Here is a 14,950-nt window from a genome sequence, read left to right on the forward strand (position 1 = left end):
AGGCAGGAGACACAACCATGCAACAGCCCACCCACGGCACGCGGCGTGATGCCATCGCCAAAATCAAGGCAGCCACCGCATTCACGGCGCTTCCCCTGGCCTTCATGGCCCTGGGCCTGGCGGGCCAGGCCTCGGCCCAGACCCCGTCGCCGGCATTCCCCAGCAAGACCATCCGCTTCGTTGTGCCCTATCCGCCCGGCGGCCCCACCGACCTGATGGCACGCATGCTGCAGCCCGAGCTGCAGCAGCGCCTGGGCGTGACCGTCATCGTGGAGAACAAGAGCGGCGCGGGCGGCAACCTGGGCAGCGCCGAGGTGGCCCGCCAAGCACCGGCCGACGGCCACACCCTGCTGCTGGCCGCCAGCGGCCCCATGGCCGTGAATTCCTCGCTGTACAAGAGCATGCCCTTCAACCCGCTCAAGGACCTGGAGCCCGTGGTGCAGCTGTCGGCCTTCCCGCTGGTGCTGGAAGTGCATCCCTCGCTGGGCGCCAAGACCGTGGCCGAGCTGCTGGCCCTGGCCAAAACGGGCAAGACACTGAGCTTTGCCTCGGCCGGCAACGGCACGCCCCAGCACCTGGCGGGCGAGCTGTTCAACTCCATGGAGCAGGTCAAGCTGGGCCATGTGCCCTACCGGGGTGCGGGACCGGCACTCAACGACCTGATCGGCGGCCAGGTGGGCGTGATGTTCGACATCGTGGGCAGCTCGCTGCAGCACATCCAGGGCGGGCGCCTGATCCCGCTGGCCGTCACCTCGGCAGAGCGCAGCAAGGTGCTGCCCGATGTGCCCACCATGGCCCAGGCCGGCGTGCCCGGCTACCAGATCACGGGCTGGCATGGCATTGCCGTGCGCGCGGGCACGCCGCCCGCCGCCATCGACAAACTCAATGCCACGGTCAACGCCATCTTCAAGGACCCGGCCTTCCGCACGCGCTGGGAGGCCATAGGCACGCCGGCCGTGGGCGGCACGGCGGCCGAATTCGGCGCCTTGATCAAGAGCGACTCCCAGCGCCTGGGTGCCCTGGTACGCAGCACCGGCGTGACGCTGGACTGAGCGCGCCCGTCAGTAGCCGCGCCGCAGGTCCACGCGGCCGCTCACGGCCTCGCCCCGGCTCAGCGCCGCGACCTTGCCCACGATCTGCTCCACGCTGTCGCGCGCCAGGGTGCGCGCCGAGGTGTGGGGCGTGAGCGTGATGCGCGGATGCCGCCAGAAGGCATGGCCGTCGGGCAGCGGCTCGGTGCGGAACACATCGAGCAACGCGCCGGACACATGGCCCCCGTCGATGGCGGCGATGAGGTCCTCGTCCGCCACATGGCCGCCGCGTCCCACGTTGATCACATAGGCGCCCGGCTGCAGCAGGGCCAGGCTGCGCGCGTCGATGATGCTGTCGGTCTCGGGGGTCAGCGGCAGCAGGTTGACGAGGATGCGGGTGGCGCGCAGAAAGGCGTCGAAGTCCTGCGGGCCGCAGAAGCCACGCACGCCGTCGATGGCATGCGGCGTACGGCTCCAGCCGTTGACGGGGAAATCGAACACCGCCAGCGCGCGCGCCACGCGCTCGCCCATGCGGCCCAGTCCCATGACGCCCACGGGGTAGTCGGCACGCCGGGGATTGGGCCGGTGCTGCCACAGGCCGGCGGCCATGTCGGCCTCGTAGCCGTCCAGGCCCCGGAAGAAGCGGATCACGGCCTGGCTGACGTATTCGGCCATCTGCACGGCCATGCCGGCGTCCTCCAGGCGGTAGACGGGAAGGTCGGGCGGCAGGCGCAGCGGCAGCAGCGCATCGACGCCGGCACCGATGTTGAACAGGGCCTTGAGGCCCGGCTGCTCGTCGATGAAGCGCTGGGGTGGCGCCCAGACCAGGGCGTAGTCGGCCTGCGGCGCGCCCGGCGACCAGATGTCCACCTCGGCGCCCGGCAGGGCCGCGCGCAGTCCTTGCAGCCAGGCGTCGGGCCTGGTGTCTTCGCAGCAGAAAGTCACTCGCATAGGTGGCCAAGCCTAACGGCCTGGCGACGCCCACGCGCGACTTTTGCGCAAAACTGTCTTGTCTGCGGGCTCAGCTTTCCAGGCGCAGCAGCTCGGAGCCTTCGGTCACCTGGTCGCCGGGCGCATACAGCAGTTCGGCCACCACGCCGTCGCCGGGCGCGGCGATGGTGTGCTCCATCTTCATGGCCTCCATCACGGCCAGCGGCTGGCCCTTGCTGACCTTGTCGCCGGCCTTGACGGCAAAGGAGACCACCTTGCCCGGCATGGGCGCCGTCAGGCGGCCGCCTTCCGAATGCACATCGCCCGCATGGGCCAGCGGATCGGCCAGGCCCAGCACGGCCGCGCCCTGGGGAGCGAACACATGGCATTGCTCGCCCAGCACATGGACCTGGGCGCGCAGGCGCTGGCCCGCGAATTGCACGTCGAAGGCGCCGTCCCCGGCCTGTTGCCAGGACAGCAGGCCCTCGGCGAGGGACTCGCCCTCGCCCACGGCCAGCTGCAGCGCGCCGTCATGCAGGTAGCGCAGGCGTGCGGGCACGGCGGCCTCGCCCTGGCGGAAGTCCCAGCGCCGCTCGGCCACGCCGTGCGAGCGCCAGCCGTCGCGGCGGCTGAAGGGGTCGGCGGTTTCCTGCGCGCGCTCGGCCTGCAGTATCTGGGCCACGGCGGCGGCCACGGCCTGGGCCTGCGGCAGGCGCTGCTGGTGGAACAGATGCTGCTTCTCGCGCTCGATCAGCGCCGTGTCCAGCTTGGCGGTTGCAAAGGCATCGCTGGCGATGACCTGGCGCAGGAACTGCACATTGGTGGCCAGGCCCACGATGCGTGTCTCGGCCAGGGCGGCATCGAGCCGCGCCAGCGCCTGTTCGCGCGTGTCGCCATGCACGATGAGCTTGGCGATCATGGAGTCGTAGAAGGGGCTGATGGCATCGCCCTCGCGCACGCCGTCGTCCACGCGCACGTCGCCGACACGGAAGCTGGCGCAGTCGGGCTTGCGGTAGACATGCAGGGTGCCGGTGGCGGGCAGGAAGCCGTTGTCGGGGTTTTCTGCGCAGATGCGCGCCTCAATGGCATGGCCGGTGATGCGCAGCTCGTCCTGGCGCTTGGGCAGGGGCAGGCCGCTGGCCACGCGCAGCTGCCAGTCCACCAGGTCCTCGCCCGTGATGGCCTCGGTCACCGGATGCTCGACCTGCAGGCGGGTGTTCATCTCCATGAAGTAGAACTTCATGGCCTCGGGCTGGTCGTAGCCGCCGGGCTGCTCGACGATGAATTCCACCGTGCCCGCGCCCACGTAGTTCACGGCCTGGGCGGCGGCCACGGCGGCCTCGCCCATCTTCTGGCGCAGCGCAGGCGTCATGCCGGGCGCGGGGGACTCCTCCAGCACCTTCTGGTGGCGGCGCTGCACCGAGCAGTCGCGCTCGAACAGGTAGACGCAGTTGCCCTGGGTGTCGCCAAAGACCTGGATTTCGATGTGGCGCGGGCGCAGCACGTATTTCTCGACCAGCACGGCGTCGTCGCCGAAGCTGTTGATGGCCTCGCGCTGGCAACTGGCCAGGGCGGCGGCAAAGTCCTCGCTGCGCTCGACCAGGCGCATGCCCTTGCCGCCCCCGCCGGCGCTGGCCTTGATCAGCACCGGGTAGCCGATGCGGTCGGCCTCGCGCTGCAGCAGCTGCGGGTCCTGGTCGGCCCCGTGGTAGCCGGGCACCAGGGGCACGCCGGCCTTTTCCATGAGCTGCTTGGAGGCCGCCTTCAGGCCCATGGCGCGGATGGCCGAGGGCGGCGGGCCGATGAAGACCAGGCCGGCATCGGCGCAGGCCTGGGCGAATTCCTCGTTCTCGCTGAGAAAACCGTAGCCGGGGTGGATGGCCTGGGCGCCCGTGGCCTTGGCGGCCTCCAGGATGCGTTCCCAGCGCAGATAGCTGTCCTTGGGGGCGCTGCCGCCGATGTGCACGGCCTCGTCGCAGGCCTGCACATGCTTGGCGCGGGCATCGGCGTCCGAGTACACGGCCACGGTGCGCACGCCCATGCGGCGGGCGGAAGCCGCGACGCGGCAGGCGATTTCACCGCGGTTGGCGATCAGGATCTTCTTGAACATGCGTTATCTCCAGTGTTTTCTCTGCAGCCCCGGTCATTCGGCGACCGGCGGCTATGGTTTTTGATTCATCGCGGGAGACCCGCCGAACAGCGCGCGCAGGCGCTGCACCACGGCCTTGAGAAAGCGCCACAGCGCCCAGGTCAGCAGCCACAGCGCGATGACCACGACCAGCAGCACGGCGGCGAAGGCCAGCGGGTGCGTGAGCGCCAGCCAGATCGCGCCCACCGAGGCGCCGTCCTCCACCAGGCTGGCGCCCACGTTGGAAAACGGCTCGGGCGAGGTGTTGATGGCCGCGCGCGTCGTGCTTTTGGCCACCTGGCTGGACAGGGCCAGCGAGCCGCCCATCAGGGCCGCCATGGTGGCCATGGTCGCGCTGTCGGCGCCGAAGACTCCGGCCGCCAGCGCCGCGCCCGCCGGGATGCGGATCACGCTTTGCAGCAAGTCCCAGACCGAGTCCACCCCGGGGATCTTGTCGGCGAAGAACTCCACGAACAGCAGCGCTCCGCTGGCGAACAGCAGGGCCGGATGCTCCAGCACATGCAGCCCGCCCGGCAGCGCCACCCAGCCCAGCGCCCCCAGCAGCCCGGTCACGAACACCACGGCGTAGAGCCTAAAGCCGCTGGCCCAGCCCAGTGCGGCGGCCAGCGCCAGCAGGCCGGCCATGTCCATGCCGCTGGTGGCCTGGCCCACGCGCTCGGCCACTTCGCCAGCCGCCTCGCTGACCGTGTGGTGCACGGCCGGGCCCGGGTACAGGCCCACGGACTGCAGCCACTGGACGAGGGAGTCGGTCAGGGTGCTCATGGTGTTGGCTCGGCGTTGGCTCGGCGTTGCTCGGTGGTGGCGCGATGAATGGGCAGCCCGCGCGTGTCAGGCCAGCCAGGCCGGCTTGCGCTTTTGCAGGAAGGCCTGCACGCCCTCCTTGCCCTCGGCGCTGGCGCGGATGTCGGCGATGCCTTCGACGGTGGCGGCGATCAGCTGCTCGTTGATCTCGCGCTCGGCCACATCGATCACCAGGCGCTTGCAGGCGCGGGCGGCGGCGGGACCGGCGCTGACCAGGTGCATGAGCAGGCCGTCCACGGCGTTGTCCAGCTCTTCGGCGGGCACGACGCGGTGCACGAAGCCGATGCGCAGCGCCTCGGCCGCGTCGAAGCGCTCACCGGTCAGGAAGTAGCGGTGGGCGGCGCGCGCGCCCATGGCGCGGATCACGTAGGGGCTGATGGTGGCGGGGATGAGGCCGATCTTCACTTCGGACAGGCAAAAGCCCGCGCCCTCGGCGGCCACGGCCATGTCGCAGGCCGCGACCAGGCCCATGCCGCCCGCATAGACATCGCCCTGCACGCGCGCGATGGTGGGTTGCGGGCATTCGTAGATCACGCGCAGCATCTCGGCCAGCAGGCCGGCGTCCTCGCGGTTCTCGTCGCGCGAGTAGTCGGCCATGCGGCGCATCCAGTTGAGGTTGGCGCCCGCGCAAAAAGCCGGCCCCTCGGCGGCCAGCACCACGGCGCGCACGTCGCTGCGCTTGCCCACGGCGTGGAAGGCGTGGGTGATGTCGGCAATGACCTCGTCGCTGAAGGCATTGCGCACTTCGGGCTGGGTCAGCGTGATGGTGGCCAGGGGGCCCTGGAATTCGAGGGTCAGTGCGGTGGTTTTCATGAAGTACCTCGCTGCAAGGAAAGGGAAGCCGCCGTCACATGCGGAACACGCCGAAGCGCGTGTCCGCTATGGGCGCGTTGCGCGTGGCCGCCAGGCCCAGCGCCAGCACGCGGCGCGTGTCGGCGGGGTCGATGACGCCATCGTCCCACAGGCGCGCCGTCGCGTAATAGGGGTGGCCCTGATCCTCGTACTGCTGGCGGATGGGGGCCTTGAAGGCCTCTTCCTCCTCGGCCGTCCACTGGCCGCCCTTGGCCTCGATGCCGTCGCGCTTGACGGTGGCCAGCACGCTGGCCGCCTGCTCGCCGCCCATGACCGAGATGCGCGCGTTGGGCCACATCCACAGGAAGCGCGGCGAGTAGGCGCGGCCGCACATGCCGTAGTTGCCCGCGCCGAAGGAGCCGCCGATGATGATGGTGAACTTCGGCACGGCCGCCGTGGCCACGGCCGTGACCAGCTTGGCGCCGTGGCGGGCAATGCCTTCGTTCTCGTACTTGCGGCCCACCATGAAACCCGTGATGTTCTGCAGGAAGACCAGCGGGATCTTGCGCTGGCAGCACAGCTCGATGAAGTGCGCGCCCTTGACGGCCGATTCGCTGAACAGGATGCCGTTGTTGGCGATGATGCCCACCTGCATGCCCTCGATGCGCGCAAAGCCGCAGACCAGGGTGGCGCCGAAGCGGGCCTTGAACTCGTCGAAGCGGCTGCCGTCCACCACGCGGGCGATGATCTCGCGCACGTCGAAGGGCTTGCGCGTGTCCACGGGGATCACGCCGTACAGCTCGCCGCCGTCGAACAGCGGCGCCTCGGGCGGCAGGTCGCCAGCCGAAGGCTGCTTGGCATGGTTGAGGTTGGCCACGGCCTGGCGCGCCAGCGCCAGCGCGTGGGTGTCGTTGTGGGCCAGGTGGTCGGCCACGCCCGACAGGCGCGTGTGCACGTCGCCGCCGCCCAGGTCCTCGGCGCTGACCACCTCGCCCGTGGCGGCCTTCACCAGCGGCGGGCCGCCCAGGAAGATGGTGCCCTGGTTCTTGACGATGATGGACTCGTCGCTCATGGCCGGCACATAGGCGCCGCCGGCCGTGCACGAGCCCATGACCACGGCGATCTGGGCAATGCCCTCGGCGCTCATGTTGGCCTGGTTGAAGAAGATGCGGCCGAAGTGCTCGCGGTCGGGGAACACATCGTCCTGGTTGGGCAGGTTGGCGCCGCCCGAGTCCACCAGGTAGATGCAGGGCAGGCGGTTCTGCGCGGCGATCTCCTGGGCGCGCAGGTGCTTCTTCACCGTCATCGGGTAGTAGGTGCCGCCCTTCACCGTGGCGTCGTTGCAGACGATCATGCAGTCCACGCCGCTGACGCGCCCGATGCCGGCGATCAGGCCCGCGCCGGGTGCATCGTTGCGGTACATGTTGAGCGCAGCCAGCGGGGCGATCTCCAGGAAGGGCGTGCCCGGGTCCAGCAGCATGGCCACGCGGTCGCGCGGCAGCAGCTTGCCGCGCGCCACGTGCTTGGCGCGCGCGGCCTCGCCGCCGCCCTCGGCGACCTTGGCCACCTGGGCCTGCAGGTCCTCGACCACGGCGCGCATGGCCGCGGCATTGGCCAGGAAGTCCGCCGAACGCGGATTGAGTTGGGTGCCCAGAATGCTCATGTGTGGCCTCTTCTTGTGTTTGCCCGATGCGGGCGCTTGGTTTTTCCGAATGTCCTGCAAAGAACGGCGGTCCGGCCTGGGGAAAATGCCGTATGCACACCGTTGAAATCGTCTTGCTCGTCCTGCTGCTGGGAGCGTTGACGGGCATTGCCGCGCGCTACGTGCGCGCCATCCCGCTGCCGCTGATCCAGATCACCCTGGGAGCGCTGATGGCCTGGCCGCAAAAGGGCCTGCACATCGCCTTCGATCCCGAGCTGTTCCTGCTGCTGTTCATCCCGCCGCTGCTGTTTGCCGACGGATGGCGCATTCCCAAGCGCGAGTTCTTTGCGCTGTACCGCCCCATCCTGCGCCTGGCGCTGGGCCTGGTGCTGTTCACGGTGGTGGGGCTGGGCTGGCTGATCCACTGGCTGGTGCCCGGCATGCCGCTGACCGTGGCCTTTGCGCTGGCCGCCGTGGTCTCGCCCACCGATGCCGTGGCCGTCTCGGCCATCACGCGCAACCTGGGCATGCCCGAGAAGACCATGCACATCCTCGAGGGCGAGTCCCTGCTCAACGACGCCTCGGGCCTGGTGGCGCTGAAATTCGCCATCGCGGCCACGCTGACCGGCCTGTTCTCGTGGACCGAGGTGGCCAAGGATTTCATGTGGATGGCCCTGGGCGGCCTGGGCGTGGGTACGCTGATCGGCTGGGGCTTTTCCTATGCGCGCAGCACCATCACGCGCCGCCTGGGCGACGTGGCGGCCACGCAGATGGTGCTGCTGCTGATCCTGCTGCCCTTCGCCGCCTACATCGTGGGCGAAAAGATCGGCGTGTCGGGCATCCTGTCGGCCGTGGCCGCGGGCATTGCCACCAACTTCGCCGACCTGGAGCGCAGCAGCTACATCAGCGAGCGGCTGCAGACCGAGGGCACCTGGAGCATGGTGGAAGCCTCGTTCAACGGCGCCATCTTCCTGCTGCTGGGCCTGCAGCTGCCCTCCATCATCGGCGTGACGCTGCACGATGCGGGCAGCGAATGGTGGGTGCTGGTGGGCTATGTGGTGATCATCTCCAGCGCGCTGCTGCTGATGCGCTGGATCTGGCTGACCCTGGGCGTGCAGCGCAGCCTGGCTCGCGCCCACTTCCAGGGAAAGATGGCAGAGCGCCCTTCCCACCTGCTGAACCTGGCCACCACCATGGCCGGCATACGCGGCGCCGTGACGCTGGCCGGCGCGCTGTCCGTGCCCATGCTGCTGAACAACGGCCAGCCCTTTCCGGGCCGCGAGATGCTGGTCTTCCTGGCCACGGGCACCATCTTGTTCACCCTGGTGCTGGGCAGCATCGCCCTGCCGCTGATCCTGCGCCGCATGCCCCAGCCCGGCGAATCGCCCACGGTGCGCGAGGAGCGCCTGGCGCGCGTGGCCGCCTGCCAGTCCGCCATTGGCGGGCTGACGCTGAGCGAGGAAGAGATCCAGGGCCACACGCCCGAATGGGTGGCCATGCACCAGGAGGTCATGGGCCACCTGACGCAGGAGTACCGCAACCGCGTCCAGCTGCTGGACGACGGCAGCGGCACGGCCTCCAGCATCGAGATCCAGCGCGAGGCGCCCGAAGTCGTGCGCCAGCGCAAGCTGCGCTACCTGCTGGAGATCGAGCTGCGCCTGCGCTGCATCCACCAGGAGCGCGACGCGCTCTACGCCGAGCGCCAGGCCCACCGCATCAACGACGAGTCGCTGCGCCGCCTGGTCAGCGAGCTGGACATGCAGGAGATCTCGCTGCGCAAGCGCCTGGTGGTGGCGCGCCGCGCTGCCGCCTCGGCCGTGGCCGCGCCCGAGGGCGGCACGCACTAGGCGGCACGCGGTGGACAGCTGGCGGCAGCGCATGAAAGCAGCCCTCAGGCGGTCCTGGCCGGGCGCAGATCCAGCATGGCGATCATCTCGTCGCGGATCTTGAATTTCTGGATCTTGCCGGTCACCGTCATCGGGAAGGCCTCGACGAAGCGGATGTAGCGCGGCACCTTGTAGTGGGCGATCTGGCCCTTGCAGAAGTCGCGCACGCCGTCTTCGGTCAGCGTCTGGCCGGGCTTGACGATGATCCAGGCGCACAGCTCCTCGCCGTAGCGCGCGTCGGGCACGCCGACCACCTGCACGTCCTGCACCTGCGGGTGGCGGTAGAGGAATTCCTCGATCTCGCGCGGGTAGATGTTCTCGCCGCCGCGGATCACCATGTCCTTGATGCGGCCGACGATGTTCACGTAGCCCTGCTCATCCATGGTGGCCAGGTCGCCCGTGTGCATCCAGGCCTCGTCGTCGATGGCCTCGCGCGTGCGGGCCTCGTCCCCCCAGTAGCCGTGCATGACCGAGTAGCCGCGCGTGCACAGCTCGCCCGAGACGCCGGGCGCCACGACCTCGCCCGTGGCCGGGTCGACGATCTTCACTTCCAGGTGCGGCTGCACCTTGCCCACGGTGGACACGCGGCGCTGAAGCGGCGTGTCGGCATCGCTCTGGCAGCTGACGGGGCTGGTCTCGGTCATGCCGTAGGCGATGGTGATCTCGGACAGGTGCATGTCGCTGACCACGCGCTTCATCACCTCGATGGGGCAGGGCGAGCCGGCCATGATGCCGGTGCGCAGCGTGCTCAGGTCGAACTCCTTGAAGCGCGGGTGGTCCAGCTCGGCGATGAACATGGTGGGCACGCCGTGCAGGCCCGTGCAACGCTCGGCCTGCACGGTCTCCAGCACCAGCAGCGGATCGAATCCGTCATTCGGGTAGACGATGGCCGAGCCATGCGTGAAGCAGGCCAGGTTGCCCAGCACCATGCCGAAGCAGTGGTACAGCGGCACGGGAATGCACAGCCGGTCCTCGGGCGTCAGCCGCATGCACTCGCCGATGAAAAAGCCGTTGTTCAGGATGTTGCGGTGGGTCAGCGTGGCGCCCTTGGGAAAGCCCGTGGTGCCGCTGGTGAACTGGATGTTGATGGGGTCGGTGTTCTTGAGCGTGGCGGCCACGGCGTCGATGCGCGCATCCTGCGCATCACCGCGCGCCAGCAGGCTGGAAAAGCGCAGCATGCCGGGCTGCTCTTCGCCCTGCCCTGCCACGTCGATCCAGACCACGCTGCGCAGCTGGGGCAGGCGCGCGCAATGCAGGCGGCCGGGCTCGGCCGTGGCCAGCTCGGGGGCCAGTTCGCGCAGCATGCCCAGGTAGTCGCTGGTCTTGAACTGCGCCATGGTCACCAGGGCCTTGCAGCCGACCTTGTTGAGCGCGTACTCCACCTCGGAGGTGCGGTAGGCCGGGTTGATGTTGACCAGCACCAGGCCGACCTGGGCCGTGGCCAGCTGCATCAGCACCCATTCGGCGTTGTTGTGCGACCAGATGCCGACGCGGTCGCCCTTTTCCAGCCCCAGGCCCAGCAGCGCGCTGGCCAGGCGGCGCGCCTCGGTGTGCAGGCCGGCATAGCTGTAGCGCAGGCCCTGGTGGCGGCTGACCAGGGCCTCGCGATCGGGCTGGCGGGCCGCCATGTCGGCAAAGAAATCGCCGATGGTCTGCTCGATCAGCGGCACATCGGTGCGGCCTTGGGCATGGCTGGAAGCGAGCGGGGCGTTCTGGGCGGGCATGCGTTGTCTCCTGTGTCGTCGGCGGCGCCTGGGACGGGCAAATGCAGTGGCCTGCCCCGTCACGGCAGCTATTGCGTGGCAGCATAAGGGCCAACCCCGAGCAGAACAGGCCACGAAGGTTGCAATAATTGCCAGCATGTTCACCCCCTCGCTGGTCAAGACCCCCCTGCCCCAGGCGGCCGCCACCATGGCCTCCGCACACCCTGCAGTCACGCCCATGGCCTTTGTGCAGGCCATTATGCTGGCCTACGAACGCCGGGGCATCAGCGCCCTGTCCGCCCTGGAGAAGGCACAAATTGCGCCAGACTCCGTCAAAGAGCGCAACGAGTGCATCACGGCGCTGCAGATGGAGGCACTGTCCGATGCCGCCATGCGCGAACTCGACGACGAGGCCCTGGGCTGGTTCTCCCGGCGCCTGCCCTGGGGCAGCTACGGCATGCTGGCACGCGCCAGCATGGGCAGCGAGCAGCTGGGCCTGGCACTGGCGCGCTGGTGCCGCCACCATGGCCTGCTGGCCGACGACATCCGCCTCACGCTGACGCAGGAAGACGGCTTGGCCACGCTGGCCATCGAGGAGCTGTCCACGCTGGGCGCCATGCGCGAGTTCTGCCTGCTGTCGGTGCTGCGCAATATCCACGGCCTGGCCAGCTGGTTCATCGATGAGCCGCTGCCGCTGCGGCGTGCCTGCTTTCCCTTCGATCCCCCGCCGCATGCGGGCGTGTATGCGCTGCTGTTCCCGCCGGGCGAGGTGGAGTTTGGCGCGGCCCGGGCCTGCCTCCAGTTCGACGCGCGTTTTCTGGATATGCCGCTGACGCGCGACGAGCCCGCGCTGCAGCGCATGCTGCAGCGCGCCCTGCCGCTGCAGGTGCGCCCCTACCGGCGCGAGCGCCAGCTGGTGCAGCGCGTGCGCCAGCTGCTGGCGGCCGACGCCGAATGCCTGCAGACGGCCGACACGCTGGCGCGCCAGCTGCACCTGTCCCAGCGCAGCCTGCATCGCCAGCTCAAGGAAGAAGGCGCCTCGCTGCAGGCGCTCAAGGACGAGGTGCGGCGCGAGCGGGCCGTGGCCCTGCTGCTGCGCACCAGCCGGCCCATCAAGCGCATCGCCCAGTCCTGCGGGTTTCTCAACGACAAGAGCTTCATCCGCGCCTTCCGGCTGTGGACGGGGCTGTCACCCTCCGAATTCCGCAAGAGCGCACGAGCCCGGCCCGAGTGAGGGCCGCGCGCATCCTGGCGCGATTTGCATCCTGCGCGACTGCCGCCGTCCGCGCATCTGGCCTAGGCTTTGCGCATGCACCATCTCCACCATTGCGTCAGCGCGCGCTCCTTCCGCGCGCTGTGGATGCTCGAAGAACTGCAGCTTCCCTACATGCTGCACATGCTGCCGTTTCCGCCGCGCGTGCTGCAGCGCAGCTACCTGGAACTCAACCCGCTGGGCACGGTGCCGCTGCTGCGCCACGGCGAGGCCAGGCTGACCGAGTCAGCCGCCATCTGCGAATACCTGGCCGCCCTGCACCCCGGGGCGGGCCTGTCCGTGCAGCCGCAGGAGGCAGACTTCGCCGCCTACCTCAACTGGCTGCACATGAGCGATGCCACGCTGACCTTCCCGCAGACCCTGGTGCTGCGCTACACCCACTTCGAGCCAGCCGAACGGCGCCAGCCCCAGGTGGCCCAGGACTACCAGCGCTGGTTCCTTGCGCGGCTGCGCGCGGTGGAGCAGGCCGTGGAACAGCGCCACTGGCTCGCGGCAGACCGCTTCACCGCTGCCGACGTGGCCGTGGGCTATGCGCTGATGCTGTCGGCGCACCTGGAGATGGAGCCGCAATGGGGGCCTGCCACACAGGCCTACTGGCAGCGCCTGCAGCAGCGGCCCGCCTTCCAGCGGGCACTGCAGGCCGAGCAGCAGGCCGCGCGTGCGCAGGCCGTGGACGAGACGCCTTCGCCGCGGCTGCGCTAGGGCCGGCTCAGGCTCAAGCGCTGGCGCTGGCGCTGGCGCTGGCCTGCCCGATGGCGCGCAGCATGGCCGGCAGCTCGCCCATGTCGCCGAATACGCAGCTGGCGCCGGCCTCGAGCAGTTGCTCGGCCGATGCGTGGCCCTGGTCGGCCGGGAAGTAGCCCCAGACCGTGGCGCCTGCGGCCACGCCGGCGGTGACGCCGGTCACCGTGTCCTCGATGACCAGGCAGCGCGCCGGCTCCACGCCCAGTGCGGCGGCGGCTGCCAGGTACACATCGGGAAAGGGCTTGCTGCGCGGCAGCTCATGGCCGCTGAAGACGCGGCCCTCGAAATACGGGGCCATGCCGACCTGGGCCAGCTGCATCTCCACCTTGGCGCGGTCCGCGCCCGAGGCGCAGGCGATGCGGCCAGCGCACAGCGCATGGGATTGGCTGACGGCGGACAGCGCGCCGTCAATGGCCACCAGCTCGGCGCGCAGCGCGGCGTTGCGGCGCTCGTAGAAGGCGGCCATCCATGCGTCGGTCAGCGGCTTGCCGGTGCGCGCCTCGATCAGCGCGGCCTGGCTGCGCACGGTCTTGCCGATGAATTCGCGCAGGCATTCCTCGGTGCTGATGGGCCAGCCCGATTCATTGAGCATGGTGCACAGCACGCGGTTGGTGATGGATTCACTGTCGACGAGCACGCCGTCACAGTCGAAGAGCACGGCCTCGAAAGCAGTCATGGATGGATTCTCGAAACAAACTGAGCAAGGGCGCCCTGGGGCGCCCTTGCTGCGGAAAATGGCCGGATTATGCGCCGGCCGCGCATGCCTGTGCCCTGCTCAGGGGAAGGAGGCACCGGCCAGCGGATGCACCATGCGGCGGACGTTGCGCACCGAGATGGAATGGAACCGGCCATCGTCGGTGACCACGTCGCCGAAGGCGAAGAAGCCTTCGGCCGCATTGCGGTTGAACTGCTCCAGGCGCTGCGCGAGGCTGGCGCTTTGGGACACCGGTTCGACGCGGTACTCGATGGCGCCCTGCTGGTCGCCGCTCTTTTCGTACAGCTGCACGCCTTCGGTATTGCCGCGCAGCACCAGGGCGCCGCGCAGCAGGTGGCCCTTGGCACCCATCTCGTCCAGGCGCTGCTTCAGCGCCGTGCCGTTGGCCATGCCGAAGGGCGCGGCCAATGCGAACACCGCGTACTCGAAGGCCGGCGCCTTGGAGTCCTTGACGTAGAGGTTGAACATCTCGTTGCCCGAGATCAGCGGGCCCATGTAGCGGAAACCCCGGCCGCTCATCTCGGCCAGTTGCTGCGTGAAGCCGGACGTGTCCAGCGCACCCACGGCGGGGCGCGTCTCGTAGCTGTAGGTGGCGGCGGCGCTGCTGCTGCGCACATAGAGGTTGCGCAGGTCCTGCGTGCTGCTGGGGAACGCCATGCCCGACTTGTACAGGTAGCCTTGCGCACCCTGTGCGTTGAGCTGGGCCACCAGGGCCGAGACGCCCGCCACGTCCGGCACCATGCGGTAGTCCAGGCGCGTGCCGGTGTGGGCCGTGTCGGTGACGTAGAAGTCACCGATGGGAACGGGGAAGGCGGTACCGCCCGAGGCCAGGCTGTAGGTGAAGGCATAGCCCTGCGCCCCCAGCGCGTTCATGGCGGACAGGGCCGCGTCGAAGTTCTCCGCACCGGTCTCCATGCGGTACTGGCCGGTCACCGGCGTGGACGTGCCGCCGGGGTTGCCGGGCGTACCGGGGTTGCCAGGATTTCCGCCATTGCCGGGATCTCCGCCGCCCGGTTCTCCCGATCCACCACCACCGCCGCCGCCACAGGCGGCCAGGGTTCCCAGAAGCATCAATGCCGCGCTGCGGCGCGTGAGCTGTACCATCTTCATGACTATCTCCCCTTCTCGTTGAATACATGCCCGTTCCATGCGGAATCTCAGGGCATCGGCGGCGATTTTGGGGAGTTGGCCGACATCCGGTCACCCCCCGGCCGGGGGGTAATCGTTACGATGTGCGCAAGGTGTATCCGGGCGCGCCCTGGCGCTCCAGCCCTTTCGACATGC

General features: G+C 69.3%; 12 protein-coding genes. 4 read left to right on the top strand and 8 right to left on the bottom strand.

Annotated features, from left to right (window positions below):
- Positions 1-17 precede the first annotated feature (17 nt).
- The gene (locus ACF8ML_RS05700; protein ID WP_392406603.1) at positions 18-1,052 is read left to right on the top strand and encodes a Bug family tripartite tricarboxylate transporter substrate binding protein; all 1,035 of its coding nucleotides are present in this window, start codon (positions 18-20) and stop codon (positions 1,050-1,052) included.
- 9 nt (positions 1,053-1,061) lie between these two features.
- Here the strand turns inward: ACF8ML_RS05700 and ACF8ML_RS05705 are convergent, their stop codons facing one another.
- From ACF8ML_RS05705 to ACF8ML_RS05725, 5 genes are all read right to left on the bottom strand, one after another.
- The gene (locus ACF8ML_RS05705) at positions 1,062-1,982 is read right to left on the bottom strand and encodes a glyoxylate/hydroxypyruvate reductase A (protein ID WP_212644666.1); all 921 of its coding nucleotides are present in this window, start codon (positions 1,980-1,982) and stop codon (positions 1,062-1,064) included.
- 70 nt (positions 1,983-2,052) lie between these two features.
- Positions 2,053-4,071, bottom strand: coding sequence for an acetyl/propionyl/methylcrotonyl-CoA carboxylase subunit alpha (locus ACF8ML_RS05710; protein WP_392406605.1), 2,019 nt, complete (start codon positions 4,069-4,071; stop codon positions 2,053-2,055).
- Between the two features lie 51 nt (positions 4,072-4,122).
- The gene (locus ACF8ML_RS05715; protein ID WP_043790440.1) at positions 4,123-4,872 is read right to left on the bottom strand and encodes a DUF4126 domain-containing protein; all 750 of its coding nucleotides are present in this window, start codon (positions 4,870-4,872) and stop codon (positions 4,123-4,125) included.
- A gap of 66 nt (positions 4,873-4,938) precedes the next feature.
- Complete coding sequence (locus tag ACF8ML_RS05720) at positions 4,939-5,724, bottom strand: enoyl-CoA hydratase/isomerase family protein (RefSeq protein ID WP_392406607.1); 786 nt, start codon at positions 5,722-5,724, stop codon at positions 4,939-4,941.
- 34 nt (positions 5,725-5,758) lie between these two features.
- On the bottom strand, positions 5,759-7,366 hold the full coding sequence (locus ACF8ML_RS05725; RefSeq protein ID WP_016450032.1) for a carboxyl transferase domain-containing protein: 1,608 nt from the start codon (positions 7,364-7,366) through the stop codon (positions 5,759-5,761).
- 92 nt (positions 7,367-7,458) lie between these two features.
- On the opposite strand from ACF8ML_RS05725, the gene ACF8ML_RS05730 reads away from it, so the two are divergent.
- Complete coding sequence (locus ACF8ML_RS05730) at positions 7,459-9,192, top strand: Na+/H+ antiporter (protein ID WP_277849063.1); 1,734 nt, start codon at positions 7,459-7,461, stop codon at positions 9,190-9,192.
- A gap of 44 nt (positions 9,193-9,236) precedes the next feature.
- Here the strand turns inward: ACF8ML_RS05730 and ACF8ML_RS05735 are convergent, their stop codons facing one another.
- Complete coding sequence (locus ACF8ML_RS05735) at positions 9,237-10,955, bottom strand: AMP-binding protein (RefSeq protein WP_392406609.1); 1,719 nt, start codon at positions 10,953-10,955, stop codon at positions 9,237-9,239.
- A gap of 136 nt (positions 10,956-11,091) precedes the next feature.
- Between ACF8ML_RS05735 and ACF8ML_RS05740 the strand changes: the two genes are divergently transcribed.
- Together ACF8ML_RS05740 and ACF8ML_RS05745 are read left to right on the top strand one after the other, a co-directional pair.
- Complete coding sequence (locus tag ACF8ML_RS05740) at positions 11,092-12,168, top strand: AraC family transcriptional regulator (protein ID WP_016450029.1); 1,077 nt, start codon at positions 11,092-11,094, stop codon at positions 12,166-12,168.
- Positions 12,169-12,243: 75 nt separating this feature from the next.
- Positions 12,244-12,909: a glutathione S-transferase family protein gene (locus ACF8ML_RS05745; RefSeq protein ID WP_392406611.1), complete on the top strand. Its 666-nt coding sequence runs from the start codon at positions 12,244-12,246 to the stop codon at positions 12,907-12,909.
- A 13-nt stretch (positions 12,910-12,922) separates the two neighbouring features.
- Here ACF8ML_RS05745 and ACF8ML_RS05750 read toward each other — a convergent pair whose 3' ends face one another.
- A complete protein-coding gene (locus tag ACF8ML_RS05750; protein WP_392406612.1) occupies positions 12,923-13,627 on the bottom strand; it encodes an HAD family hydrolase in 705 nt (234 codons plus the stop codon).
- A gap of 99 nt (positions 13,628-13,726) precedes the next feature.
- Complete coding sequence (locus tag ACF8ML_RS05755) at positions 13,727-14,776, bottom strand: hypothetical protein (RefSeq protein WP_392406614.1); 1,050 nt, start codon at positions 14,774-14,776, stop codon at positions 13,727-13,729.
- Positions 14,777-14,950 lie beyond the last annotated feature (174 nt).

Source organism: Delftia sp. WSY_10, assembly GCF_043104705.1.
In the GTDB taxonomy this organism is placed as follows: domain Bacteria; phylum Pseudomonadota; class Gammaproteobacteria; order Burkholderiales; family Burkholderiaceae_C; genus Comamonas; species Comamonas tsuruhatensis.

Coding starts and splice junctions, on each gene's coding strand:
- ACF8ML_RS05700 (WP_392406603.1), top strand. CDS start 18: ATGCAACAGCCCACCCACGGCACGCGGCGTGATGCCATCGCCAAAATC.
- ACF8ML_RS05705 (WP_212644666.1), bottom strand. CDS start 1,982: ATGCGAGTGACTTTCTGCTGCGAAGACACCAGGCCCGACGCCTGGCTG.
- ACF8ML_RS05710 (WP_392406605.1), bottom strand. CDS start 4,071: ATGTTCAAGAAGATCCTGATCGCCAACCGCGGTGAAATCGCCTGCCGC.
- ACF8ML_RS05715 (WP_043790440.1), bottom strand. CDS start 4,872: ATGAGCACCCTGACCGACTCCCTCGTCCAGTGGCTGCAGTCCGTGGGC.
- ACF8ML_RS05720 (WP_392406607.1), bottom strand. CDS start 5,724: ATGAAAACCACCGCACTGACCCTCGAATTCCAGGGCCCCCTGGCCACC.
- ACF8ML_RS05725 (WP_016450032.1), bottom strand. CDS start 7,366: ATGAGCATTCTGGGCACCCAACTCAATCCGCGTTCGGCGGACTTCCTG.
- ACF8ML_RS05730 (WP_277849063.1), top strand. CDS start 7,459: ATGCACACCGTTGAAATCGTCTTGCTCGTCCTGCTGCTGGGAGCGTTG.
- ACF8ML_RS05735 (WP_392406609.1), bottom strand. CDS start 10,955: ATGCCCGCCCAGAACGCCCCGCTCGCTTCCAGCCATGCCCAAGGCCGC.
- ACF8ML_RS05740 (WP_016450029.1), top strand. CDS start 11,092: ATGTTCACCCCCTCGCTGGTCAAGACCCCCCTGCCCCAGGCGGCCGCC.
- ACF8ML_RS05745 (WP_392406611.1), top strand. CDS start 12,244: ATGCACCATCTCCACCATTGCGTCAGCGCGCGCTCCTTCCGCGCGCTG.
- ACF8ML_RS05750 (WP_392406612.1), bottom strand. CDS start 13,627: ATGACTGCTTTCGAGGCCGTGCTCTTCGACTGTGACGGCGTGCTCGTC.
- ACF8ML_RS05755 (WP_392406614.1), bottom strand. CDS start 14,776: ATGAAGATGGTACAGCTCACGCGCCGCAGCGCGGCATTGATGCTTCTG.